Source organism: Sphingobium sp. LB126 (assembly GCF_002795205.1).
GTDB lineage: Bacteria > Pseudomonadota > Alphaproteobacteria > Sphingomonadales > Sphingomonadaceae > Sphingobium > Sphingobium chungbukense.
Genome location: NZ_NETV01000004.1, coordinates 37,329 through 60,545, shown reverse-complemented (window position 1 = coordinate 60,545; position 23,217 = coordinate 37,329). Strand labels below are relative to the sequence as shown.

The 23,217-nt window shown below is 64.0% G+C and carries 24 protein-coding genes; 4 read left to right on the top strand and 20 right to left on the bottom strand.

Annotation, left to right across the window (positions count from 1 at the left end; all coding sequences use genetic code 11):
• Positions 1-150 precede the first annotated feature (150 nt).
• Positions 151-327 carry a hypothetical protein gene (locus CAF53_RS27300; protein ID WP_157801368.1) on the top strand — a complete coding sequence of 59 codons (177 nt, stop codon included), beginning with the start codon at positions 151-153 and terminating at the stop codon, positions 325-327.
• Between the two features lie 531 nt (positions 328-858).
• Here CAF53_RS27300 and CAF53_RS24515 read toward each other — a convergent pair.
• The 3 genes from CAF53_RS24515 to CAF53_RS24505 all read right to left on the bottom strand — a co-directional run bounded on the left by CAF53_RS24515 (position 859) and on the right by CAF53_RS24505 (position 6,469).
• The gene (locus tag CAF53_RS24515) at positions 859-1,437 is read right to left on the bottom strand and encodes a hypothetical protein (RefSeq protein ID WP_100239898.1); all 579 of its coding nucleotides are present in this window, start codon (positions 1,435-1,437) and stop codon (positions 859-861) included.
• A gap of 71 nt (positions 1,438-1,508) precedes the next feature.
• Positions 1,509-5,327, bottom strand: coding sequence for an AIR synthase related protein (locus CAF53_RS24510; protein WP_100239897.1), 3,819 nt, complete (start codon positions 5,325-5,327; stop codon positions 1,509-1,511).
• Positions 5,328-5,494: 167 nt separating this feature from the next.
• Positions 5,495-6,469 (bottom strand): DUF2493 domain-containing protein, encoded by a 975-nt coding sequence (locus CAF53_RS24505; RefSeq protein ID WP_100239896.1) that lies wholly within the window; start codon positions 6,467-6,469, stop codon positions 5,495-5,497.
• A gap of 468 nt (positions 6,470-6,937) precedes the next feature.
• Here CAF53_RS24505 and CAF53_RS24500 point away from each other — a divergent pair, with 468 nt between their 5' ends.
• A complete protein-coding gene (locus CAF53_RS24500; RefSeq protein ID WP_100239895.1) occupies positions 6,938-8,104 on the top strand; it encodes a hypothetical protein in 1,167 nt (388 codons plus the stop codon).
• A 42-nt stretch (positions 8,105-8,146) separates the two neighbouring features.
• Here CAF53_RS24500 and CAF53_RS24495 read toward each other — a convergent pair whose 3' ends face one another.
• The 8 genes from CAF53_RS24495 to CAF53_RS24460 form a co-directional block, all read right to left on the bottom strand.
• On the bottom strand, positions 8,147-8,467 hold the full coding sequence (locus CAF53_RS24495; protein ID WP_010124603.1) for a single-stranded DNA-binding protein: 321 nt from the start codon (positions 8,465-8,467) through the stop codon (positions 8,147-8,149).
• 349 nt (positions 8,468-8,816) lie between these two features.
• Complete coding sequence (locus CAF53_RS24490; protein ID WP_010124604.1) at positions 8,817-9,314, bottom strand: hypothetical protein; 498 nt, start codon at positions 9,312-9,314, stop codon at positions 8,817-8,819.
• A 37-nt stretch (positions 9,315-9,351) separates the two neighbouring features.
• Positions 9,352-10,563, bottom strand: a complete 1,212-nt coding sequence (locus CAF53_RS27690) for a phospholipase D family protein (RefSeq protein WP_010124605.1) — start codon at positions 10,561-10,563, stop codon at positions 9,352-9,354.
• A gap of 164 nt (positions 10,564-10,727) precedes the next feature.
• A complete protein-coding gene (locus tag CAF53_RS24480) occupies positions 10,728-11,234 on the bottom strand; it encodes a DUF736 domain-containing protein (protein WP_010124607.1) in 507 nt (168 codons plus the stop codon).
• A gap of 167 nt (positions 11,235-11,401) precedes the next feature.
• Positions 11,402-11,722 (bottom strand): hypothetical protein, encoded by a 321-nt coding sequence (locus tag CAF53_RS24475; RefSeq protein WP_010124609.1) that lies wholly within the window; start codon positions 11,720-11,722, stop codon positions 11,402-11,404.
• Positions 11,723-11,743: 21 nt separating this feature from the next.
• Positions 11,744-12,349, bottom strand: coding sequence for an RES family NAD+ phosphorylase (locus CAF53_RS24470; RefSeq protein ID WP_242443638.1), 606 nt, complete (start codon positions 12,347-12,349; stop codon positions 11,744-11,746).
• Positions 12,350-12,414: 65 nt separating this feature from the next.
• A complete protein-coding gene (locus CAF53_RS24465; protein ID WP_010124611.1) occupies positions 12,415-13,197 on the bottom strand; it encodes a hypothetical protein in 783 nt (260 codons plus the stop codon).
• Positions 13,198-13,315: 118 nt separating this feature from the next.
• On the bottom strand, positions 13,316-13,645 hold the full coding sequence (locus tag CAF53_RS24460; RefSeq protein ID WP_029624402.1) for a hypothetical protein: 330 nt from the start codon (positions 13,643-13,645) through the stop codon (positions 13,316-13,318).
• Positions 13,646-13,674: 29 nt separating this feature from the next.
• On the opposite strand from CAF53_RS24460, the gene CAF53_RS27290 reads away from it, so the two are divergent.
• A complete protein-coding gene (locus CAF53_RS27290) occupies positions 13,675-13,884 on the top strand; it encodes a hypothetical protein (protein ID WP_010124613.1) in 210 nt (69 codons plus the stop codon).
• Here the strand turns inward: CAF53_RS27290 and CAF53_RS24450 are convergent.
• From CAF53_RS24450 to CAF53_RS24440, 3 genes are all read right to left on the bottom strand, one after another.
• Positions 13,881-14,231: a DUF3768 domain-containing protein gene (locus CAF53_RS24450; protein WP_010124614.1), complete on the bottom strand. Its 351-nt coding sequence runs from the start codon at positions 14,229-14,231 to the stop codon at positions 13,881-13,883. The two genes, CAF53_RS27290 and CAF53_RS24450, sit on opposite strands and share 4 nt — an antisense overlap.
• Before the next feature lie 127 nt (positions 14,232-14,358).
• A complete protein-coding gene (locus CAF53_RS24445) occupies positions 14,359-15,003 on the bottom strand; it encodes a hypothetical protein (RefSeq protein ID WP_010124616.1) in 645 nt (214 codons plus the stop codon).
• 68 nt (positions 15,004-15,071) lie between these two features.
• Positions 15,072-16,082, bottom strand: coding sequence for a hypothetical protein (locus CAF53_RS24440; RefSeq protein WP_100239893.1), 1,011 nt, complete (start codon positions 16,080-16,082; stop codon positions 15,072-15,074).
• A 78-nt stretch (positions 16,083-16,160) separates the two neighbouring features.
• Here CAF53_RS24440 and CAF53_RS24435 point away from each other — a divergent pair, with 78 nt between their 5' ends.
• On the top strand, positions 16,161-16,649 hold the full coding sequence (locus CAF53_RS24435; protein ID WP_010124618.1) for a hypothetical protein: 489 nt from the start codon (positions 16,161-16,163) through the stop codon (positions 16,647-16,649).
• A gap of 4 nt (positions 16,650-16,653) precedes the next feature.
• On the opposite strand, the gene CAF53_RS24430 is transcribed toward CAF53_RS24435, so the two are convergent.
• From CAF53_RS24430 to CAF53_RS24405, 6 genes are all read right to left on the bottom strand, one after another.
• On the bottom strand, positions 16,654-17,139 hold the full coding sequence (locus CAF53_RS24430) for a thermonuclease family protein (RefSeq protein ID WP_242443652.1): 486 nt from the start codon (positions 17,137-17,139) through the stop codon (positions 16,654-16,656).
• 20 nt (positions 17,140-17,159) lie between these two features.
• Positions 17,160-17,360 carry a hypothetical protein gene (locus CAF53_RS24425; protein WP_010124620.1) on the bottom strand — a complete coding sequence of 67 codons (201 nt, stop codon included), beginning with the start codon at positions 17,358-17,360 and terminating at the stop codon, positions 17,160-17,162.
• A gap of 42 nt (positions 17,361-17,402) precedes the next feature.
• On the bottom strand, positions 17,403-18,011 hold the full coding sequence (locus CAF53_RS24420; protein ID WP_100239891.1) for a hypothetical protein: 609 nt from the start codon (positions 18,009-18,011) through the stop codon (positions 17,403-17,405).
• 40 nt (positions 18,012-18,051) lie between these two features.
• Positions 18,052-19,005, bottom strand: a complete 954-nt coding sequence (locus CAF53_RS24415; protein ID WP_037495727.1) for a zincin-like metallopeptidase domain-containing protein — start codon at positions 19,003-19,005, stop codon at positions 18,052-18,054.
• A 127-nt stretch (positions 19,006-19,132) separates the two neighbouring features.
• Entirely contained in the window at positions 19,133-21,241 is a 2,109-nt protein-coding gene (locus tag CAF53_RS24410) for a ParB/RepB/Spo0J family partition protein (protein ID WP_010124624.1), read from the bottom strand.
• A 138-nt stretch (positions 21,242-21,379) separates the two neighbouring features.
• Positions 21,380-23,155: a strawberry notch C-terminal domain-containing protein gene (locus tag CAF53_RS24405; protein ID WP_242443637.1), complete on the bottom strand. Its 1,776-nt coding sequence runs from the start codon at positions 23,153-23,155 to the stop codon at positions 21,380-21,382.
• Between the last annotated feature and the right edge of the window lie 62 nt (positions 23,156-23,217).

Here is a 23,217-nt window from a genome sequence, read left to right as displayed (position 1 = left end):
TGCGCATATGTCCAGGTGCTTCGGCACTAAAAGCGTAGGCGCATGTCTCGACGTGTTACCAGCCCCGGCTCCCGCGCCCAGTGCGCGGGAGTTGATGTGGTCGGGGCGTGCCGACATCTCCCTTGAAGGCTTCGCGCCCGGGGTGATGCTATGGAACTCAATGCCAATGCGCCGACCGTGCAGCGGGCGCTCGGCCTGGCGCTCATGCGGCAGGCGCTGGAGTATTTATCCACGGTCGGCGAGGACGAGGCGTCAAGTCATCTCAGTTGCGCGATCGACGCGCTGTTGAAGCCGAAGAATGGCCGGGAAAGTACCCCGGCCGCCTGATCGCCGATCGAGCCCGGAGCTAAACGCGAAAGGGCGGCAGGCTCTCGCCTACCGCCCTCTTTCACTTCTTCTTGCCGCCCTGCTTTAGGGCGGTGATCACAGCCGCGAGTCCAAACAGGATCTCTGCGAAATTGTGCCATTCCATCGCTCTGACTTTCAGCGATGGGGACGCGCCCCCAGATTGAAGGGGAATACGTTGCAACGCGCTTGTCCGGTGTTTTGAGGGGCCGACCCCTATTGTCCTGGTTCGCTGTTTGCTGGCTTTTTCGGGTTCGCTGTTTGGATCTGAGCTTTTGCTGGCTGTTTTTCGGTTTGCTGTTTGGCTGTCTTGGTTCTGATTTTTTGGTTTTGCTGGTCTGTTTCGCTATCCAAGTGAGGGCGTGGCCACACCCTCCCAGGAGAGATTGGACGCGAGCTTTCGGATTTCAAGGATGCCGCGCGCGGGACGCTAATGAGCTTTAGCCATGGGCCCAAGAAAAGGGCGCGCCAGCATGTGACGCGCCCTTCTTCATGCCGTCGATCGGGCGGAGGCTATGCCCATTCGAGGCGCAAACTGTCGTCGGCATCAGCGATCGCGAGAAGACGCTCGAGCCGCTCGAGCATGGTGGAAATTCCATCGGCTTCCGCGCGGTGCCGTATCGCCGGATTGGCAAGCCGATCCCGGATCGTATCGATCGGGATTTCGCCAACGAGGTCGGGGTTGAGCCCGAGGCCTTCGAGCAGCGCATTGGCATCGCTCTCGGCGAGATCGAGCTCATCGCCATGATCGGATGTGAGCGATGGGCGCATACGGATCGCGCGATCACTTTCGTACCACCAGACCGCGATCCGCCGAGCCCGGAACTGGGCTTCGTCAAGCACCGCGATGACCGCGGCATCGTGGTCGAAAACGCGCGCGACCGAGGCGAGCGCAAGCGGACACACGCGTGCTTCGAAGTTGAGCGCGAGCACGCGGTCCTCGTCGCTGTCGGGATCGAGCAGGGCAAGACCGAGACGTTCGCCCTCCTCCCGCAGATAGGCGCGGAAGGCAGCGAGCTGGCGCGCATTGATGGTAGCGACAGGACCGGGTTGATCGTCGGAAGCGGTAGCGATGCGGAACGTGATGGACATGGACGTCCTCCCTCGTTGGAACCGCTCCCTCGCTCCTCCTCTCCTCGATCCGTTTCCGGGGTATGGGCGCGTCAGCGCCCGTAGAAATTGTCCGCCAGAGACCGTTCTACGGTGTCGAGCATCCCGCTCGCCCAATCGCCGAGAACTCGGTCATTCGCCCACGCCGCCAGCGGCGCCTTGAAGCTAGTAAGATGCGCGTTAAGCGATCCGCCCCAGGAACTGGGATAGATGCGCTGGCGAAGCGCATCGCGGAAACGCTTGCGGCCGCCATAGAGCTTGGCGAGCTGTTGCAAGGCCGGGTGCCAGGCGAATGTCCCGCCCTTCTGTTCGAGGATGGGGAAGAAGCTGAGGAGGAAGGCGATCCGGGCATCCGGGTCGACCTTCACCCAATCGAGCATGAGGTTGAGCGGCGTTCCGAAGAGCGCGCCCGGACCGGTGCGCGAGACGTCATAGGCAAAGAGCTTGGTCGCCGAGATGATGGCGTTCAGACGCTCCCGCTCGACGCGGGTGGCGATCTCGTAAAAGCCCGCGATCACGGGCCAGACCTCGGTCGGGGCGCGCTGGATCACGATCGGAAGCGCGCTGCGCAGCGCGTCTGAGCTACGACCGTTGCGCCCGCCGGCGGTTCGGCAGGCCTGCTCGATCTGAACTGCGAACGCGTACGCAAACGTCCGATCGATCGCGCCGGCGGCATCGAGCAGCCGGAGCATGCGATCATAGTTGTAATCGGCATTCGATGCGTTGCCTTCGGCGCCGTCGGCGATCGATGGCGAGAGAAGCGCGACCTTCACCAGTGCGATCATCTCAGGTGCCAGCGCCTTGTCGCCGTGGGTGACCATGGAGAGGATTTCGAGGGCGGCCCAGGCGCCGCCGTCTTCACCGCGATCAACCAGGGCGTGGATGAAACGTCCGAGCGCGTCAGGCGACACCTCGGCGAGGCCCTTGCCGTAGGAGATGACGACGGTCTGCGGCGGCGTGACCCGCTGCTGACGGACATCGTCGGTCAGCTTGTCGAGACGCTGGTCGGTGACGCGCAGAAACGTCGGAATATACATTCGGTTGGCGGTGAGTACCGTCGACTGCTTGGCGATCGCCTCGAGCTTGGCAACCTCGTCCGGCTTGTCGGCGAGGCGGCGATCGAGTGCTGACAGGAGGGCACCGACGAAGTTGGCGCCCGCCCGATTTCCGCTGGAATCGAGCGCGGTGACAGCCTGTTCAATGGCATCGAGCGGGTCCGGCAGATGTTGCGCCAGGGCGTGTGCGAAGGGATGCGGAGAATTAAGCTCCTGGCTCGACATGACCCGAATGGCTCGCGCGCGCTGGTCGGGGTCTGCGGCGATGCCGGCTGCGAGCGCAGCGGCGCGCCGCGCGCCATATTCGAAGTCGGGATTGTCATGGTCCTGGGCATATCGCCGATCCGGGTCGTGGATATCCGATACCCAGAAACGGCTGTAGAGCAGCGCCTGATCGACGGGGTCTTTGGGCAGGGTAACATCATAAAGACCTCGGACGGCGCCAGAGAAGTTCGTCGGCGTCTCAGGGCTGTCGAAATAGAGCCAATCGCCGATGCTCTTGGTCGCGGCGAGATAGTGACCGGAGACCGCGACGACGTCGCCGATGAACGCCTCGATCGTGGGGAGCAGCTCGGGCATGATGAGATTGCGCAGGTCGCCTGCGACGTGTTCCTCGATCGCGGGACGAAGCGCGGAATCCTTGGTCCAGACCTCGCGCAGGCGGTCGAGAGCCCAGTTGAAATAGGCATGGATCGTGCCGTTGTCTGGCGGTGCCCATTCGGGCTGATAGGGTTCGGCGCCGACCTGCTCGAAATCTTCCGAACGGGAAAGATAGGTCTGGATCATGGCGCCGAGCGCTTCGACGCCGGCGCGGCGGATGCGCGGATCGTCTTCCTCGAGTGCCTGCTCCAACGCTTCGCGCCGCCGCCGATCATCGGCTTGTGTTCCAGCGAGCGCGACCTGGAAGAGCTGGCGCAAAAGGCTGACGATGGGTTGCGTTCCCTCGGTGTCTGCGACGGCTGCCAGACGCAGGATCATCTGCGCGGCGGGCCGGAAACTGTCCTGGCGTCCGGCGAGCAGTCGCAGCGTATCGACCAGTTCCTCCGTGACCTCGATCGCAGCCAGATCATCGAGCGGCATACGGCCGATGACGAAATAGAGGGCAGTGCCGACACGGTCGGGTTCGACGTGCGCGAAGGCGGGAAGATATTGCGCCACGTCGGGATGGACGATGGCCTCGTCCGCAAAGGAACCGCGCAGGAGGCTATGGATCACGTCGCTCAAGGTGCGCGATCGGGTGAGATAGCGCCAGCGCGCGAGCATCGCCTTACGGTGATGAGGAAGAGCGTCGCCAAGAAAGCCTATCACGGTAGATGGCCGCAGATAGTCAAGCCGGCGGAGCGCGAGGAAGTCGGCGATCGGCCGGGGCTGTGCGTTCATCGCGCCATAGTTGCGACCGACCAGGTGCTGCCCGGCGGCGATGACGAGGTTTTCGTACATCAGCTCGCCCTTCATCTGAACCAACATCTCTGCGATCTTGTCGAACGCGCCGGGATCTTCGTCGGGCGAGAGCTGGCTGAAGAGCGAAAGGCACTCGAGCGCACGGACCGTTTCGCGCTCGGCGCCGACACCATCGAGAATCTGCTGGGCGACGGCGTCGGCCGACTTGAGGATGCCCGTTTTTCCGTAACTCCTGGTGAAGGACACCGCGATGCGTGGGAAGCCGTCACAGAACTCGGCGAGATAATCGAGTTCGTCGGCCTTTGCCTTGGGCAGTCCGGCCTTGAGAATACCGCGAATGGTCGACCGGTCCGCCGGTGTCGGGCGGATCATAACGCAATGGTCGTCATGGTCGATGCCATCGGCGCCGATCGTGATGATACGCAGCGCGCTCCCCTCGCCCCGCGCAATGTCGTTCAGCCGGCGAGCCTCGCGCAGCGGGCATCCGTCGACCACGAGCACCGTATCGGCGCCGTCTTTCACCACCTGGTTGGCGACGTCCCAGAGGCGCGAGGCGACCTCATTATAGTCGCAGAAGATGAAGTTGGCGGCCGTCAGCCCGCCGAGCAGGCCAGTGCTGGCCGAGAGCGCATGATAGAGCGCGCGAGTCTTGCCGATACCGGACGCACCCCAGATGCGGGCGGAGGTGCGCGGCTCGTCCAGTTCATCGGCAAGGCGTGCGGCAAGCTGGGAGAAGTCGATCGCGTCGGCATCGTGGGGGCCAAGCGAGAACTTCCGATCCGGGCTGTCGACAAAGGCCGGCGCCGCGATTTCGGCGCGCTTGCTCCATTGATCGAGAGTGGAGAAGCCGGCGAGTTCAATGGTCGCGTTGCGTTGCTTGATCCAAACCGCCACAGCCGGGTGCGCGCTGGCCCAAGCAGCAAGCTTGTTGCCGCCATAAACGTCGACGGCGGCGAGCTTGGCGGGATCTCCTCCCGCCGTCTTGATGCCCTTCTTGATCGCCTGGACGCGATCGGCGGGCTTGTCGCCGACCAGCGCGGTCGTGGTGATCCCGATATAGCTGCCGCCGCGGGCGAGGACATCGCGGACCGCATCGCTGAGGACCTTGGCCGCGACCGTCTTTGGCTGTGTGGGCTTCGTCCAGACCTCATGTTCCCACTGGACGTTGCCGCGGTCCTTCGCCTTGCATTGGAAGATGATATCGCGCCCGGGGAAGAAATCGGTCGAGGCCTCGCCACCCGTCCAAAGGATGCTGGCATCCTGGCCGCCGTCGGCAACGGTGATCTGAAGCGGCACATGGACGCTGCGCAGCGGAACACCGGCCTTGCGGGCTTCGGCATAAAGGAGGCGGCGCAGCAGCTCGACCAGTTCGCCGCCGGTAAAGTCTTTGATCTCGTTGTGATGAACAGTGAACATCAGCCGTCCTAACCCGGCCACACCTGCGACGAAACGAAAGTTTCATCCACGACCGAAGGTCAGTCCCCCGGCGGCGCGAGGGGGCTCGATGCCCCTGAGCGCCGCATAGCGACAAAAGAAAAAGCAGGAGAGGCCCCGGCCGAAGCCAGGACCTCTCCCAACGGGGCTCACGCGCCCTGCTTGGTGCGCTGGTGCGCGAGGCGGACGATGTGCAGCGGCACGCCAGCCTGCCGCAGCTTCTGGGCGAGGTTCTGCTGGATACCCGAGCCTTCGCAGACGACGGCTTCGACCGGCTTCAGACCCAGGATGCGGTCGTTGCGTACGAAGGCCGCACGGTTCCCCTGGCTCTTATCGAGGCGGAACTGGATGACCTTGACGCCGCGCGATGCCGCCCATGCGTGGGCCACCGCATCGCAGCCTTTGGCCTGTGCGGTTGTGGCAAGGATCATCTCCGGAACGCGTGCCTTGATGCTGTCGAGACCGTCCCAGAGCAGGTCGACATCTTCCCAGACCTGACCTCCCGAGAAGGCAACCACCGGGCCTTCGGGCGCGAACTGCTCGCGGCGCTCCCGTGCGCGTGAAGCCAGATAGTCGCGGGCGTCGACCATCGAGGCGGTCAGAGCGGACGAGACCCGGCTTCCCCGGACCGGCGAGAAGGGCTTGCCGGTTTCGACGCGGTAGACCTCGGCGGCATGGTCGCGCATGCACTCCATCGCCTCGCGGCACCCCTGCAGCGTCTGGCAGAGAAGCTGCGTGTCTTCGAGTTCGAAGGCGTAGCTTTCCGAGGGGTCGTAGTTACGCGCCAGGTCACCGAGCTTCTTGGCGGCGTCATCCTCGCGGCCTTCGATCCGCTTGGCGACGACATGGAAGCTGTTGGCGAACCCCCAGGCGAGATCGCGGGCGAACTCTTCCATCCGGGTGTCACGCAGCACATCGAACATCGTGGCCATCATCATTTCGACGGCGACGCGAACCTGATCCGGATCGGGCATCTCAGCCTTTTCTGCCGGATCGACGATGGTCATCTTCGCCATTTCATCATGCTCGAGGAACGCACCCTCGTAAGTTTCAACCTGGGCATCGTTGCCGCGGCTCGCTGCGATGTGGCTGGCAAGGTCTGCGAAGTTCGTGAAATTGGTCATGATAGCCTCCGTTGGATCTCATCCACTCGATGAGGCTCTCCTCAGGACGTGCGGTGGTCGGGGCAGTCAGGGACGTTCACCGGGAAGCCGGCGCAGCCGGACCCCGGTTAACGCCGCGCCAGCGGGGAGCGGGGGAGCCGATTTTCTCGGGTCTGGTGCGAAGCGAAGCGGAGGACCGGGCGCGTGAAAATTGGGGGGACCGCTCATCCTTGACGGGCTCGGATTCCCGCACGTCATATCTAGGAAGTCATAAGAGAGAGATTTTTTAGGGCACTCCCCTCGCCCCCGGACCCCGCAAGGTGATCGTCACCCGGCAGGGCGGAGACCCGGAAACCGGGGCTCCGGGAGCCGCCGGCGAGTAGAGCGCCGGGCCCGTCCAGCGGACGGGATGCCCCGCCTCTTCCCCGGTTCACGCTGGTGCAGCGAATGGTGGTCGAACCCTGCCCACGAATCTGGCAAGTGGCGGACATGACGACGAACAATCCCTTTGGGCCAGGAAGCCCTCTCAACGATCTCTACAAGCGCCAGCGCGAAATGGCCGATTTGCTCAAGCTCGCGCGGGGGCCAGGCTATGAGCTGCAACAGCGCATGAAGGCGCTCGAAGGACCGTTGGCGGCCTATCGCGACCTGGAGAAAACGGGTGTGCTGGCGCAGATCGCCAGCATTCAGAACAGCGGAGTGCTGAGCAACCTGCTTTCGAGCAGTACCTTTCATGCGGCCAATATGGCCGCGCTGCAGGCCCGCTCGACGCCCTCTTGGATGCTGGCGCTTCAGAGCACCGCGCTGAGCGTGGCGCGCAAGGATCTCGCCATCCTCAAGACCCAGCAGCTCCTGGCCGCGTCGACGGGCGCCGATATCCTCAAGCTCGCCGGTCTGGTCGACACCAACCGGACCTTTATCGAGAAGATGATGGCGGGCTCGAAATGGACCGAGCAGTTCCGCGCTCTCTCGGATCGGTTTGCGCCGAACCTCGCCGGCATCAAGCTGGCCGCCGAGCAGGCCCGCATGCTCGATATGATGACATTGCGTGCCAGCGCGGAGGTCGTCGCCAGGAGCACGGTGGTGATCGTCGCCGAACAGGTGCTTGAGGCGCACGGACTGATCGAGGCGATCGGCCATGCCGACAGCCAGGCGCAAAGCATCGGCCTGTTCGCACAGCTCCTGTCGCTGGTCGGCACGATCTTCTCGGGGCTGCAGGAGAATACGCTCAAGGAGATCAAGGGTGTCGGCGCGATCAAGCTGATCGAACTGATGCTGATCGCGATAACGATCTGGCACTTGATGGTGCCTGCCGACTTGTCGCCGGCCGAGCAAAAGGCGTTCACGGAGATGAACGTCAAGATCGAAGCGGTGCAGGACAAGCTCGACAAGATCGTGACGGCCAACGAGGCGGCCGACGCATCCTATGTCGAGGGCCTGCCACGGGCCGAACTGAAGCGCGACGCGGCGATCCGCCGCGAGCCGCAAGGAAAGGCCCCGGTGCTGATGCGCGGGGTCGAGGGAACGCAACTGGCGGTCAAGGAAGCCCGCGGGAAATGGCGCCTCGTGGTCTACCGAGATCTTCTGACCGACCAGCTCTCCGAAGGCTGGGTCTATGCGCCCGCGGTGCAGATGCTGGACGAGCCCGCTTCCTGACGAAAAGGTGGATGGGCGGCGCCGGAGCGCCGCCCGTGCTAGTCAGAAGAAGTCGATCTTGTCGGCCCGGATCTCGCAGCCGTAGCGGGTGATGCCTTCGCGATCCTCCCAGCTCGAATAGTGGAGGCTGCCGCTGATCGCGACGACGTCGCCCTTCTTGCGGGAGGCGCCGGACCGGGCGAGGCCGTTGAAGCAGGTGACCTTGTGGAATTCCGTCTCCTTGGCGGTGTAACCGGTGCCCTCGTCGACATAGGTTTTGCCGTCCTTGAGCTTCACGCGGTCGGTTGCGACGATGAGGGTTGTGACGCTGCCGCGGGTCTCGGGATCCTTGGCGACACGGCCGGCGAGATTGACGTTGTTCATGGTTGTGCTCCTTATTGGGTCCAGCGGCCTTCCCGCCGGTGACACCGAAGAGCGGCGTGCGGGATCGGCTTGCACCGCAGCGCAAGCGAAGGGGAACCCCTGGAGGGAGCTGGCGCGGGCAGCCGCGTAGCGGCAACACGGGCGACCGGACGGGGTTGCGGGCCGGGACCGTTCGCCGCAGGTGTCGGGAACAGGCGAAGGAAGGACGCTGGACTCAATCGGGCACCGGCCCACGACGCATCGATCGCCGGCAGCGCATGACCAACCTGGAACCTGGCTGCGCTTCAGACCCCGGTCGTGACACCGGGTGGACGAGGATGGTGACTGGCTTGCCGCGAAGAACCCCGGCTCAGCCGGGGACGATCGTCCACAAGGACAATATGCCGTCCTTGCCCTCCCAGTCGCTACCGACCCGGGTGAAGCCGGCGCGCTGGAGGTTGTTCCGCATGGTGTTGCTGGAGGTCGTCGCGAAGGTCGGCTCGGTGATCTGCGCGACAATGGCGTCCACGAACCCGCCCGAGAGGTGCCTGCCGCGCATATCGGACGCGATCACGACGTAGCCGAGTTCAGGCGCAGCCTCGAACCCCGCGATCGGCACGGCGGCCGCGGCGAAGCTCTTGCGCCGATAGGTCGCGGCCGGGGTCTTCCATGCGGCGGCAGCGACGATGCGGTTGGTGTCCGTCTCCCGTAGCAGCGCCACACAGCGGGTCCGCTTGAGGCGCATGAGAAGGTCATCGACCGTGCCAGTGACGGCCTTCCCTTTCACGACAAGCTCAGCGACCGCGCGCTGATCGATCGGATCGAGAGCGTTGAAGTCGCCGGACCAGGGATAAGGATCGTCAGCCATGCACGTTTCTCGGTTTCTGGGATGGTAGCAATGCCGGTTATGTGGTGGGAGCGTAGTAGATTGCATCGAGCATGGCGACGCGCGCGTCCCACAGCTCCATGTCGCGGCCCGTGGGCCGGGCGGCATTGTACCAGGGCGCTTGGCGGATCGGCTCGATCACCCAGTCCCAATAATTGTCGAGCGTCAGCATCGTGGGACGAAAATCGAGCGCCACGGCCAGGCCGGGCTTGTTGCCGCCGTTGACGCAAACGAAGACGTCCGGGCGTTTCATGGCAAGCAGACGGGTCGCGGGCCCGAGCCGGGCGGTCCGGGACGAGCCGGAAAAGGCGTCGGTGAACGCCTGGACATAGTCGCTGAACTGGGTTTGCGTGACGGCTCCGCGCTTGGGGATCGAATCCAGCGCCGCGGCGAGGGCCGCGTTCTGCTGGCCGATCCGCTCGGCGAACGTGCCGGCGCCGCCCATGGATCCGAACCAGCCCCAATCGAAGTCGTCGAGACCGGCGGCCTCGGCTTCGATCCCGCCAAGTACGCCGGCGATCCCCTTCCATTCGGAGACGGAAAGATCGGCGAAGGACGCACTCTTGGCGAACATCTGCTGGATCTCGCGAACGAGCTTCATGCGTTTTTTGAAGTCGTGGTGCGTGTCCTTGCGGGCGAGCTTGACGAAGTCCCGCCAGGACATGATCGCGAGCGGCGAGGTGATACGTGCCCAGTCCTTGGCCTCGGCGGGCAGGACCGGGTTCTTCGGCCTCGGCGCTTTGCGCGCGGCCTCGGCCTGAAGGCGATAGCTATCCGCGAGCTTGCGGGTGATCGGCAGATGAAGCGGCGCATAGCCCGCGAGCTGGTCACGCACCTGTTCGAAGAAGGCATCGTCGGCCGGGCCCTTCACATGGACGCTGGCCTCATGGTTCGGTCCGAGACCTCCTTTGGTGAAATTGGCGCTGCCGACGATCGCCTCGGCCTTGGCGCCGGATTGAAAGTAGAAGATCTTCGGATGGAAGCAGCCTGGCCGGTTCTTGGCGACGAAGGCGCCCGGAACATCGACAAGGCGGTCGATCAAATCGGGATCGGTGGCCGAGAAGTCGGCGCCAAGAAGGACGGACTCGAACTTGGCCTTGGCGGCGAGCAGGCTCTCGGCGACATCGGTCAGGTCGCCCCACGCGACGGCAATGGAGATCCGTTCATGCTTTTCGATGAGCGCGGTCAGACGGCGCGCGATCTTCTTTGCGTCCAATAATGCGATTTGCATGCCCCGCCCTGTACCCCTGCTCTATTTGGTTCGTACTTAGCCAGGTGTTGGGGACACGCATAGAAATTCCCGGAGATTTACCGGGATCGGGCCAATCAAACGAAAAAAGGGCCCGCTTCGCGAGGAAGGCGAAGCGGGCCCGAGAGAGGAGCGGTTGGCGAGGGTCAGTCAGCCATTTCAGGCGTGCGACCACGGCGACGACCGCCGCCAGCCGGTGCCTCGCCGCCGAAAGCGCCTTCGGCCGAGGACTCGCCCAGACCGTCACCGGAGGCGGGCGGAGCGGTTTCGCCGGCACCCGGCAGCGGCGGCAGACCGTCGTCGGCGGCAACCGTGTCGGTGGGCGCGTCGCGCCGGCGGGTGGGACGGGACCAGACGACGTTGTACGAGCCGTCCTCCTGGCGGAAGGCCGAGATGTAGAGCGGCTTGTCGAGGCTGGGATCCTCGATCTTGCCGTTGAGGAAGCTCTCGCCGGTCGAGTTGGACGACAGTTCGAACAGCGATCCGACCTGGACCCACTGACGGGCGGCCGAGAGCGCGAGAATCTCGAATTTGGGAGCGCGCGGATTGGCGGACTGGACGGTGCGCAGCGCGATCACGATGGCGAGAGTGAGGGTCGAAATCTTGCCAGTGTAGGTGCCGCTGGCGTTCTGCGTGATGGTGCCGATGTTCATGGGTCGTCTCCTGAGAAAGTTCGCTCGAACCCCTTGTCCGAACACCTTCTCTCACCCCCCTCCTCTCCTCGGCCGTTCGGCCGAGTAAGGCGCGCCAGCGCCGCTCCGATTGGCGCCACTGCGGCGCCATCGGGTTGTTTCAGGTCATCTACGAGCTGTCCCGGGTCTCAGGTCCCTGGCCGCGATGCCGGCGAGCGCCACAAGGCGATGATGTCCTGCATCTCCTCGGCAAATCCGAGGCTATCGATATAGACCGCACCGCGATCGTTCTGGCCCAGGAAGCCGATGACGGTCGTGATGTCGTTGGCGATCGCGACGTCGAGCCCAAAGATATCGGCTATCTGGAAGTGGCCGAGGTCGGGTCCATTCCACCAGGCCATCAGAAAATCGGCGACGCGCTTCGACTGCCCGGTGTCGCTCATCGCGATCGGGATAAGCCGGGTCAGCGCGGCCCGCGCTGAATCATAGTCGGTCGCAACGGTCGTCATCGACGGTCTCCCCGCTGTGGCTCAGACGTCTTCGTAGTCGATCGAGAAACTGGCCGCGAGCTTCTGGATCTCGTCATGGCAGACGGGATCGGCGATATCGCGCTTGCTCAAGCCATCCAGGATATTGTCCGGCACACGATCGCCGAACAGGAGCACCGCGAACTCGGGACCATATTGGTAGGACGTGTAATAGAGCCCTTGGGCGGACGGACAGGCGGCGTGAATCTTTTCCGCCCAGCCCCGCGTGACCGGATAAGTGCTCCTTGGACCAGCCAGGAGGGCGTTGCCATTTACGCCGATCTTGCGTTGACCCGTCGTCGTGATGCTGACCAGGTTGAGGTCATGCTTCGTGCGCACATGACTGTGGGCGTGTAGCCGATAGTCATGGGGATAGACGATCTCGGGGGGCGCGACCTTCGTGCGATTGCGCTGCGGGCTGTCAGGGCAGCGCAGGATGATCTCACATGCAGCACATTCGAACGATTGCGCCGCATAGATGGTCGGGATGATGGCGCCGCCAGCATCGCGGATCGGCGAGAAGCGCGCATTCCCCTTGTTCGTGCCGTTGAACTCGGCCGAGCCGAATTCATCGAGATGAACGCGATGCAATTCGGTCCCGGCCTTCAAGAGATGATAGTCCTCCTTCCCAACCTTCATCGTGGCTGGGTTGGGGATTTTCAGGCTGATCCTCATCAGCCATGGACCTCGGGCTCGATCTCACGCTCGAAGGCTGCGATCACGGCCTCGGGTTCACTACCAAGCGACGCGCCAGGCGAGTCCTCGAAATCGAGATGAGGCCGGGTTAGCCAATGGAGCAGCCGAAAGTTGGTCCAATGGTCGGGCTTCCTGGCGATGATTTCGCTCAGAGCCGGATAGATCCGGCGACCCTCGACATCGAACTGCAGCAGCGGATAGGCAGCTCGACCATCGATTGTGAAGCGGAGCAGCTCGTTCTTCTCCTCCTTGCGCTTCATCGTGGCCGAGGGATTAGCGCCGGAGAGACCGAGCAGCTCACAGGCCTGGGCCTGATCCGCCATCTGCGTGCTCGCGAGGATCCGCTCCTGAAGGCGAGCCCGATTGAGCGCGGCCTTGAGTTGCGCGTCGTCACCCGTCGCGAGATTCTCGCGGAGCATCAGCCGATATTCCGAGATGAGTTTTTCGAACTCGGTGGAAAATTTGTCTTGGAGATAGCGTGTGGCAACCTTCTCGAATGCTGTGACAAGAAGCTTGACCGCGGCTGCCGGCAACTTGGCTCCGCTCGCTTTGGGCGCGGCCTCGGATGCACTCAACGCGAGTGCTTCCCTGAGAACGACGAGATTGTCTGGATCCTGTCCGATCGAGAAATCGACCACGACGTGACCATTGTCGGCTGCCGCGGCGATGCGCGGCGACGCGTAGAAGGCGCGCTTCTTGCCGCGCGCCCGGCGCGGCGTGCCGACACGGGCCTGTGTATCGAGAGTGGATGCGGCTACCATCGGTGAAATCCTAGTTTCGCTATATCGTGTAATCCATATAGCATAAATAGCGGAGATTACGAGTCCATTGTAATCGGCGACATGGGACTGACCATCGTTCAACCGGCAAGACGTCTCGCTAGTGGACCGATCCGAAGAGGCTACGCTTCGCCGCGGCCTGGTGGGATCCGTCCTTGACGCCGATCGTCTCGCGCATCTCGGCCCCTAGCCTGACGGCGAGATTTTCCGGGACGATGGCATGCGGCTCGACAATCGCGATCGCGGCCTCTGGTGTCAGCAGCTCGCCAGGCTCGGTGCCGATCCAGATGAGAGCCTCCCCTTCCTCGGGCTCGTCCTCCGTGACGAAGAAGACCTGCGCGAAAAACGTCTGCAATGGCCGGTCCCAACCGATGATGGCGCGCACGACATGGGGCTGATCGGCCTTGGGCTGGAGATGGTGACGGCTCATCCACATGTCCTCCGAATACGAAGCTGAACATGACGCGCAGCGCCCTCGGCGCTGCTGATCGCCTTGCCTGCGGCCGACGCAGCCTGACGGGCACCGGCCTGGCGCAACAAGGTACGGGCTTCGCGCAAACGCTCAACTGCAATCGCTATGGCTTGCCCATGCTCGGGCGTCGCCGGCGTGATCCGACGCATTGGATTTCTCCTGATAATCTGTTGGAAGGGGGAAACGAGGCAACCTAGTCGTCGCCGGGAAGCATGATCGTCATGACCCGTGTGGTGACGCTGGGGTCGGCCGGGTTTTCGGACCCCCATTCGAGCGCCCGATCGTAATAGTTGATCGTGAAGCGGACGGTTCGGCCTCGAAGGATCAGCTCGCCGCGCGCGCGCTCGGGGCCGTCCTGAGGCGCGAAAGCGTAGCGGCGAACGGCCCCAAGCACCTCGGCCTGGGCGAGGACCTCTGCTTCGCGCCCTTCGGCCTCGGTCAGTGCCGCGAGACAGGTGGCGGTGATGACGGTCCTCGCCGTGCGGTCAAGGCCGAGCCGACAAAGATCGTTGAGCTCGGCGATGCGGGTCGTCTGGTCGGTCATGCTGCCTCCTTGAGCCGGCATTGAAGGTGTCGATCCAGGCCTCCACGGGCTAGCCAGGTGTCAGTCGAGCAGGGATCGAAGGGCGAAATATTCTCGGCACGGATCGTATGCTCGGCCTCCTTCGACGTCAGGCAAAGAGGCGCATGGGCTGTTCGACCGGCGAGGTGAGGCGCAGGTCGCGCACCAGGCGGGCGGCGAAACGGTCGGGCGCCATGAGGTCATTGACCGATGCCCAATGATTGCGATCGCCGCAGTGGTCGTCGCGGCCGCGAACCCGGCGATAGAGGACTTCCCGGCCTTGGCCCGAACAGCCCAGCGAGAGCTGCACCCAGGCCTCCTCGCCATGGAGCGTGATTTCGCCGGAGACCGCGGGGCCGCCCTTGTTGGAGCGAATGTCGTAGCTTCCGTCAGAAAGACCCAGGGCGTCGGCCAGGCGCCGCATCGCGGAGCGGCCTTCGGAATGGAAAAGCCGCTTGGCAGCCTCGTCATAGCTGACACCGCGATAGGCCAGGTTTCGTAGTAACGGGGTCCGGCGAATTTCGGCGATCTGGTCGATGCAGGTGCGGCGAAGCTCCAGGCTGGACGGCCGATCCTCGCACACCGCATTGAGATGGCGAACGAGCAGGATCACGGCAGGATCGGTTTCGGCATCCTTGCCAGCGTTGCGGCAGTCCTTGATCGCGGCGCCGATGGCGTGGAGAGTGGTGCCGACCGTGATCAGCGAGCTAGGATCAAGCGCTTGCTGGTGGCGCATGGCAACGTCGTAGGTCATGGGGAGGATCTCCGGTCTCGAGCACAAATCGGCTCAACCGCCCCTCCCCCTCTCTCCTTTCTCCCCGGTCAGCCGGCGAAGCCGTCCCGGTAGATGTCGGCCGCCCATTGCTCGATCCACGGGAAGGTCAGCTCATCATGGTCGAGATCGCCGGACTCGATCAGGGCGCGGATTTCTGCGCGGGCTTGGGCAATCGCCGCTTCCCACGGATCGCTCGGCGTCACGTCGATCGACAGATGCCCGATCGACGGAAGGCGTCGCGGCCGCCGTGAGAGCCGGTTGTGCTGGGCGCCGACCCAGTCTTCCAGGTGTTGGGCGACAAAGCGGTCGGTCTTCGAGACTCCGGCCTTGCGTGCCGACTGGCGGGCGCTGATGCCGTAAGCTTGGCTGTCGATCGAAGCGACCCTGTGGCTGAACGGGAGAAGGAAGGGCAGAACCTCGCCCTTGGCGCCGAAGACATGAAGACGCACGCCCACCGGCAGGATCTGGTCGAGATGATCGATAACGGCGATCAACCCTTCGGGTCCGTGAACGGGCCGGCGGCACATGCTGCCGACCCCGATAAGGGCGCCGGGTTTCATCGCCATCCATAGAGCGTCGACACAACGCCCATAGTCCTCGGGCAGACGGCCTTGGATGACAGGCATCAAGGTCGCGCCGATACCATGATCTTCGGCGAGTCTGCGACAATCGCGATTGGCACGGATGGTCCGCGAAATGCGGTCGATGACTTCATCGCGATCGCGTGCGATCTCGGCCTCCACGCAATAATCGGCGCTGGCCCACCAGCGGAACGGGTAGGCCGCGGCCAGCGCGACATAGTCGCGAAGCGACCAGGGAAACAGGCCATAGCGGGCGGTGGCGACGAAGCCGGCGGAATCGAGACAGAGTGCCGCGAGACCATCAGCGTTGGCGAGGTCGCGCAGCCGCCATCCGATCCATTCCCGCCAGCCCCGTTTCTCGGACCAGCGCGAGAGGCAGTTTGCGGAAATGAGCGCGGCTTGGCGCAACGACCGTGTCCGCGCAAGGATTGGGCCCTCACCGAGATGCGGAAGTCCGACGATGATCTCGATCGACATGGGGTGCTCCATGGAATGGCGGTCGCGGTTGACGGCCTCGTCTGTTCACGTTACGTTCCATCGCGCAGGAGATTCGCCATGACGACAGACAAATTTCGCGACCGCTTCGACCTCGACATCACGCTGCGTGACGCGGCGCTGGATGCCGAGAACCGGCCGACGCGCCGGATGATCGCAAACGCGTCGATTGGCATGGACGTAGAGGACGCCTATTATTCAGTGCGCGAGCTGCGGCAGGCGGTGGCCTGGGTCCATGAGGGCGAGCCCTCGGGCAAGGCAAAGCTGACTGCGATCCTCGCGAACGACGGGGCGGACGATTTCCAGCGCTGCGTCTATTTTTGCCTCGCGGGACGGGGCGTCGTCGCGATGCTCGACGATCTCGAATGGCTTGAAGACCTTCTTGAGCGCCGTGGCCGGGTCGCGGGCGAGCAGAAGCGGCGGAAAGGTTCGCGGATGCCGCTGACCAATCCCTATGTGGGCGATTCGCCAGACGGGCCGATGGTCAAGTTGGATGCCGATTTCGAGCAGGGCCCGTCCTGGTGGGCGGATCCCGCGCTGATCGACTGAATCGTCAGCGCTCGCAGCGCAGCCTTTCGCCATGCCGCCAACGGGACGGTTCGAGCCACGTCCCGGCAAAGGCGCCTGCCCTGCGGGCTTTCGCCTGGGTGAATGCCGACTGATATCGCGCCGCCCGGGCCGAATCGCCGCGCAGATATTGGGTCTCGGGCACGGCGAGGCCGGCACGGATCATCCGCTCGCCAAGATCCTGTCCATCGACGGTCACGATCGCGACTGGGCGGCCGTAGCTGGATGAGGGCGTCAGCTGGATCGTTGCTTTCTTCGAGCGGAGCGCAATTGCCGCGAAATCCTGTGCGGACTTGCCGCATTGCCAGCAGCCGGCGACCTTCTGACAGAGCTGCCGGCGCTCGAACGCATCAACCCCAAGCAGCCTGAAATCGACCGCGACCGTATCGCCGTCGAGGGCTCGAGCCTGCGCATCGAAAGTTTGCGGCCTCGCCGGCGAGCCCGCGGCGGACATTGCAAGCACTGCAAGCATGAGGCCGGTCGTGTGCCGCATCACGAAATCAACTCCACCTCGACCATGTCGGTGGCCGACGGCGAGCTGCAGACGCGGAAGGGTTGGAGCGGATTGACCGTGCGCACGATGCTCAGCGGCTCGCACCGCTCGTCGAACAATCGCGACGCCACGCGGTTGGCGTTCTCTCGGCTGCAGAGCAGGAAACGCTTGGGTGACAAGCCGTCAGTCTGGGCGAACATGGGTGCTCCTCGTCGATGGACGCCTGATACAGGCTAGGCGCCTCAGGCAAAGATGGTCTTATGGACCTTGGTCACCGGGACCAACTGCCATGCCAGGTCACGGAAGCCCGTGATCCGGTAGCGTTGGCAGGTCTCGGGATCACGGAAGCTGAGCCGTCGGCCGCGCTTCTCGACGATGAACTCCGACCCGGTATGTCCGTCGACGAACTTGAGCGGCGTTTCGAGCCTGATCCGGTCGCCATCCTCGATCTTGCGGGAGCGGCGCTCGAGCCGGGCGCGGCAACGGCGACGCCAGTCCTGGGCGTGGTCATTCTCGGTCGGGGTCAGGAGATCGAGGATGCTCCGCGGACAATCGTCCTCACAAGGGCCCATGGATTCCTCCATGTCCTTATAGCCGAACTGTTCGCCGCTCTTGCTGCCGGGGCACCAGTGGATCTTGCAGACGATAGCAAAGATCTCGCCGCCGACGCCATTGGTCATGACCTGGGTGGCCGCATAATAGGTGCGGTTCTGGGGACAGGATGAAGCCAGAACCCGCAGTCCTTTGGAGCCGCCATCGACCTCGCGCGTGTAGGTGAATTGGGCATCGAGATAAGCCTTGGCGGTGGGGTGTCCGCCCATCGAGGCGAAAGGCATGGTGAGCCATCCCATGGCTGAACTCCTTGTCGATCGGATGAAGGAAGGCGCCGCGTCAGGCGGCCTCTACGAGTTGCTCAGCGGCCCCGGGCCGAACGTCCGCGGAAACGGTTCCGACCCCGGTCGCCCGGAAGGCGCGCAGATAGTTGAACGCCTGCTCGGCTTTGGAAGCGGCGTGGATGATCGCGGTCTTGTCGGCGCGCAGGATGCCGAGCCAGTGGGCAACATAGCTGGCATGGTTGTCATGCAGCTCGTTCGGTAGCCCGAGATGGGCGCAGACGAGGCCGCTCCCGATCTCGGCGACCAGCTCCTCGAAGCTATAGGCCCTGTCTCCGAACCGCCTTCCGAAGGTTCGGGCCAGACGGGCCGTCCCGCCCGACCAGTGGACGGTCTCATGAGCCCGGGTCGAGGCATAGTGGTCCATGGTTTTGAACGACCGTTGATGCGGCATCTGGACATAGTCGAAGGTGGGGTGGAAAAATGCCCGGTCTCCGCCATGGCGCACGTCCGCAGGGATCGCGTGGAAGAAGTCATCAATCTCAGCCTGGCGGGCAGAAGGATCGGTCGGTGCCGGATCTTCGTCAGCGGGATAGAAATAGGCCGGCAGACCGTCGATCTGATCGGCGTTGAAGACGATGTAATGGCGCAGGAAGCGGATGCTTCGCTCGGTCTCGGCGCCAGTAATGGGGTCAGCTTCGGTCTTCTTGAAGCTGGAATAGTAGACCGAGAGGGAGCCTTGCTCGCCTCGACGGACGTTCCCGCCCAAGGTTTCTGCCTGGCGATAGGTCATCCAGTAGCGCGAGCGGTAGCCCTGCGCGTCCGCAATCGCCCAGAGATAGAGGACATTGATGCCGGTGTAGGGCGTGCCGCAATGACGGAGCGGACGGCCGCCGGCACCGCTCACCCGCCATGGGCGACTCCAAGGTGCAACGCCCTCTTCGAGCTTGCGGATAATCAGGTTGGTGATTTCGGCCGCGACATCGCGGCTCGGCTTCTGCTTCGTGGGCATGTCGGTCGATCCCATGGCTGGAAAGGAGGACCGCCGATGCTGGGGAGCACCGGCGGTCTGTCACTCAGTGGGGAAATGGCCGGCGGCGAAACCGGACGGCCCGCCGGGTCGGCACCATGATCGCGGATCAGGCGGCCACAGATTCCCCGAGCTCTTCGTCGGCGATGGGCGCTACCTCGTCAGTTGCCGCCCCGTCAGTGGCCGCCTCGTCCTCGGCCTCGGGAGCCTCGTCAGCTCGTTCTGCGGTCGGATCGACGGGGGTTTCCGACGTCCGATCGAGGAACCTCATCGCATTGGGCACCCAGGCAAGAGCGGCTTCCTTGACCTCGGGCTCGACGATCACCTCACCGGCGAACAGCTTCTGACAGCTCTCCGAGATCTCGGTTTTCTTGAGCGAGGTGTGACGAACGGTCAGCGCTGGACCGCCGATCTCCGTGAGCAGGCTGAGGATGCTGCCCTTGTTGACCCGGTCGAAGAAGTTCTCCGAGGTCGGCCGCCACCAGCTCGCGACGTCAATCTCGAGGATCGAAGCGAGGCGGTTGTGCAGCGCGATCTGCTCGTTCGAGTAACCGGGTTTTGCCTCGAGCGAGAGCGCGACGATGTAGGCGAGCCAATTAGCCTTGCTGTCATCGTCGAGCGCCCGGAACGCCTCGAACCGCTCGACCTCGCACTCGGGCTCCGTCCATGCTGCGTCCAGCCCGTCCCGAGCCTCGGCGAGATAATCGCGGGCGCGGGACGCCGGCAGGTCGCCCGAGACCGGATCCTGAGGGCTGCTCGCGCGGATGGTGGTCCCATATTTGACCGAGCTGAGATAGCGCGACGCCGAGTTCGTTCGCGCGTCGACCATGACGAACAGCGCATAGTCGAGCGCGAGCGCCGGTTGGGCGAGGATACAGGACGCGAGGATGTCGCGGCGCTGGACCGAGAGCTCGTCGTAGAGCCGGGCGCTGAGCGGCTTGCCACCGGGCGCGACGGCCTCGGGTCGGTATTTCGGCTCGGAACTGCTGTTGCCCCGCTCGCGGGCGCCCTCGCCCTCACCGTCCCCCTGATCGTCGTCGTCCTCGCCGTCAGGTTCGTCGATCACCAGCTCCTGCTCGCTGTAATACTGGGTATCGAGCCGCATTTCGCCCTGCGGCGTGAGGAGCAGGAAGGCGCCGACATGGCCCTTCATCGCTTCAGGAAGGACCGGAGGACGGTTTTCGATCGTTTCCGCCTCGGCGATGAGGCGATCATCTTCCTGATCCAACAGCTTGAACGCCTCGTCGGAGAGGTCGCCCTCCTCCATCTCGGCTTCGAGCATGGTCCGCCGCTCCTCGATCTCGGCCAGGCGCGCTGCCTGCTCCTCCGTAAGGGGAGGCTGCTGCAGGATCGCTCGGTACAGCCCATGTGCGGCGTTGTGGGCATAGTTGCTGGCGATGGGCCGGATCCAGGCGAGACCGGTCTCCTCGCCGATACGCTTCGCTTCGGCTTCCATGATCTCGCCGGCAAGACGATGCGCGATCTCCGGATCAATCCAGCGGTCGTTGCCGTCGGTGAACAGATCGCCATCGATCTTGCCGCCGGCCTCCCGATAGCGCGCCTCGCCGACCAGGACTGCGATCGGATCGCTGGCCTTCATCGTCTCGTTCGCGATGACGCGGCGGATCGTGTCGGCCGTGACATAGTTCGTCTGATACCCATTCCAGACGAGGAGCTGCTTCTCCTGGTTCTCCGTCGAAGCATAGGCCTTGGCGATGTCGAGGGTGATCTCGCCGCGACTGAGCGCTTCGAAGATCGGCTCGGCGAGCGACGCCAGACGCAAGCGACCCTCGACGAACCGACGCGTGACGCCGAAGCGCTTGGCGACGGCATCGAGATCACCGGTCGCGCCGATGAAATGTTGGAACGCACGGCATTCCTCGGCGGGTGTCATCTTGAGCTGGTGGAAGTTGGTCGCGGTCGACTTCTCGGAGAGCTCCGCATCGTTGCCCGTCAGCACCATGACCGGGACGTCAAAGTCGGCGTCCGAAATCGTGCCGCGATCGGCAAGGAGGCGCAGAGCCCGCCACCGGCGGCCGCCGTCGAACACCTCGAACATGCCGCGCGGCTTTTTGGCCGGCGTGATGAGAAGGTTCTGCAGAACGCCTTCGGCTTCGATGCTCGCCGCCATCGGTTCGATCTGAAGCTGCTCGTCCGGCGCGGTGCGGACGTTGACGGGCGAGAGACGCAGTTTGTTGAGCTTGATAGTCCGGATCACTGGGGTCACTCCTTCTAGCGTCCGGCAAATCCCGGACACCATCCCAGCTCCCCCTTCCCTTTCTCTCAGGCCTGCCTGAGGACGACGATGCTCACGCCCCGCGTAGGGCGGCTCGAACCGTCAAACCTGGAGACCGGACTAGCCGGTCCCGGCAATAAGCCGCTCGACGACGTCGGCCGCGCTCGGAACGGGCAGGAATACCCGTGTGCGATACTGGATCACCTCGGTGAAACAGCCGAGCGACTTGAGCCAAGCAAGCTGGCTGGGCGGCGCGCCGACCAGTTCGATGCGCGACGAACCATTCACGAGCGCACGCTTGATGGTCATCGGGAACGGGCGCGTCAGATCGACGCTTCGACCAGACATGGCCGATTTGACGATATTGGGTGCCGGCAGGGTCTCGGCCTGACCGATGCCGAGTTTCGTGAAGAGCTGAACGACGTGCTCGTCGAAGACGAGACGTCCAAGCCAGGAATTGCCAGCCTTGTCGGCGATCCTGTTGACCACGAGATGATCGCTCGGAAGCGCGGACCAGATTGGAAGGAGAAGACCGGTAGCAAGGCGGATGGTTTCGGTGTCGACCGTGTTCGCGGCCTCTTCAGTTTCTTCGAGCCATTTCGCACAGAAGGCCTCGCGGTCGATCGGCGCCCAGGCGCTCTCATAGAGGTCGTCCTCGCGCATATATTCCCGGCGAGTCGGACGCGTGAGCTCGATGCGCGGAATGGGCGTGCCCTCCTTTTCTTCCATGAGCGCGCGGGCCCGCGTTTGTAGTGCCACCTTTCCGGACTTGGCGTTGACCATGAACTCGGCCGTGCCGTCGCAGTCTCCAATCCTGAGTATCCGGTCCAGTGAAACGGGCGTCCGGCGCCGGGCGATCTCGATCGTAAGGAGATGGGAGGTCGCGCCGCTTACCGGATCGGTCCGCAGCAAGGTGTCGTCGATCAGGGTTGCCGTGTCGACGAGGATGGTCTCAACGCCGACATCCAGGCGACCGGCCTCGCGCGCGGTGGAGACACGGGTCTCGACGAGCGAGAGGAACTCGTCGAAGATCCTGTTCTGCAAAGCGATCGGCAGCGCGAGTATCCGGTTGAGCCACCGCTGGATGGGCGGGAGATCGTCCTTCATGACGCCATCCTTGTCACAGAGCTCAAGGCCGGTGCGACGCTCGAACTCAGCGTGGGAGATGCTGGTCAGCTTTCCACCGACAAGCAGATGGAACCAGCTCACCAAGGCCGCGCAGGCATATTCGCTTTCAAGGTTGTCGGCGGGATCGAAGAGGTTCTGACCGCCGGTCTGGCGCTGCCCGCGCGTCAATGCGCCCAAACTGTCGAGGCGGCGGGCGATCGTGCTTGTGAATCGCAGCTCACCCTTGCAGTCGGTAGTCACCGGCCTGAACAGCGGTGTGCTCGCCTGGTGGGTGCGATGGGTACGCCCCAGGCCCTGGATCGCGCGATCGGCACGCCACCCCGGCTCGAGCAGCAGATGAACACGCTGCTCCTGATTGGGGACATCGCGCGAGGCGTGATATGAGCGCCCCGTCCCACCGGCATCCGAAAAGACGAGGATCCGCTTGCGGCCCTCCATGAACGCGGCAGCTTCGGCCTGGCTGGTCCTGGCTGAGCGGTTTTCGAGCTTCTGCCGCCCGTCAGCGGTCGAGACGAGACGCTTGGTTCGTCCAGTCACCTCGGCGACGTCGTCGTGTCCGAACTGCTCGAGGATGCCATCGAGCGCGGAGGTAATCGGCGGCAAAGCGCAGAGATGTTCGATAAGGCGAGCTCGCGCGGCCTCGGCCTCGGGATTGTAGACAGGATTGCCCGCGTCATCCTCCATCGGGAGCGAGCGCTGCGCGCCGGTATCGTCCGTGAACACCCGCATCTGCCGTGTCGGAAAGGCGCGTTCGAGATAGTCGATCACATATTCTTTGCAGTCGCAGTTTATGTCGAGCGTGGCGGCGAGAGACGCAGGTTTCCTTCGGT

Bases quoted from the DNA above. Each gene is read 5' to 3' on its own strand.
- CAF53_RS27300 (WP_157801368.1), top strand. From the start codon at position 151: ATGGAACTCAATGCCAATGCGCCGACCGTGCAGCGGGCGCTCGGCCTG.
- CAF53_RS24515 (WP_100239898.1), bottom strand. From the start codon at position 1,437: ATGTCCATCACGTTCCGCATCGCTACCGCTTCCGACGATCAACCCGGT.
- CAF53_RS24510 (WP_100239897.1), bottom strand. From the start codon at position 5,327: ATGTTCACTGTTCATCACAACGAGATCAAAGACTTTACCGGCGGCGAA.
- CAF53_RS24505 (WP_100239896.1), bottom strand. From the start codon at position 6,469: ATGACCAATTTCACGAACTTCGCAGACCTTGCCAGCCACATCGCAGCG.
- CAF53_RS24500 (WP_100239895.1), top strand. From the start codon at position 6,938: ATGACGACGAACAATCCCTTTGGGCCAGGAAGCCCTCTCAACGATCTC.
- CAF53_RS24495 (WP_010124603.1), bottom strand. From the start codon at position 8,467: ATGAACAACGTCAATCTCGCCGGCCGTGTCGCCAAGGATCCCGAGACC.
- CAF53_RS24490 (WP_010124604.1), bottom strand. From the start codon at position 9,314: ATGGCTGACGATCCTTATCCCTGGTCCGGCGACTTCAACGCTCTCGAT.
- CAF53_RS27690 (WP_010124605.1), bottom strand. From the start codon at position 10,563: ATGCAAATCGCATTATTGGACGCAAAGAAGATCGCGCGCCGTCTGACC.
- CAF53_RS24480 (WP_010124607.1), bottom strand. From the start codon at position 11,234: ATGAACATCGGCACCATCACGCAGAACGCCAGCGGCACCTACACTGGC.
- CAF53_RS24475 (WP_010124609.1), bottom strand. From the start codon at position 11,722: ATGACGACCGTTGCGACCGACTATGATTCAGCGCGGGCCGCGCTGACC.
- CAF53_RS24465 (WP_010124611.1), bottom strand. From the start codon at position 13,197: ATGGTAGCCGCATCCACTCTCGATACACAGGCCCGTGTCGGCACGCCG.
- CAF53_RS24460 (WP_029624402.1), bottom strand. From the start codon at position 13,645: ATGAGCCGTCACCATCTCCAGCCCAAGGCCGATCAGCCCCATGTCGTG.
- CAF53_RS27290 (WP_010124613.1), top strand. From the start codon at position 13,675: ATGACGCGCAGCGCCCTCGGCGCTGCTGATCGCCTTGCCTGCGGCCGA.
- CAF53_RS24450 (WP_010124614.1), bottom strand. From the start codon at position 14,231: ATGACCGACCAGACGACCCGCATCGCCGAGCTCAACGATCTTTGTCGG.
- CAF53_RS24445 (WP_010124616.1), bottom strand. From the start codon at position 15,003: ATGACCTACGACGTTGCCATGCGCCACCAGCAAGCGCTTGATCCTAGC.
- CAF53_RS24440 (WP_100239893.1), bottom strand. From the start codon at position 16,082: ATGTCGATCGAGATCATCGTCGGACTTCCGCATCTCGGTGAGGGCCCA.
- CAF53_RS24435 (WP_010124618.1), top strand. From the start codon at position 16,161: ATGACGACAGACAAATTTCGCGACCGCTTCGACCTCGACATCACGCTG.
- CAF53_RS24430 (WP_242443652.1), bottom strand. From the start codon at position 17,139: ATGCTTGCAGTGCTTGCAATGTCCGCCGCGGGCTCGCCGGCGAGGCCG.
- CAF53_RS24425 (WP_010124620.1), bottom strand. From the start codon at position 17,360: ATGTTCGCCCAGACTGACGGCTTGTCACCCAAGCGTTTCCTGCTCTGC.
- CAF53_RS24420 (WP_100239891.1), bottom strand. From the start codon at position 18,011: ATGGGATGGCTCACCATGCCTTTCGCCTCGATGGGCGGACACCCCACC.
- CAF53_RS24415 (WP_037495727.1), bottom strand. From the start codon at position 19,005: ATGCCCACGAAGCAGAAGCCGAGCCGCGATGTCGCGGCCGAAATCACC.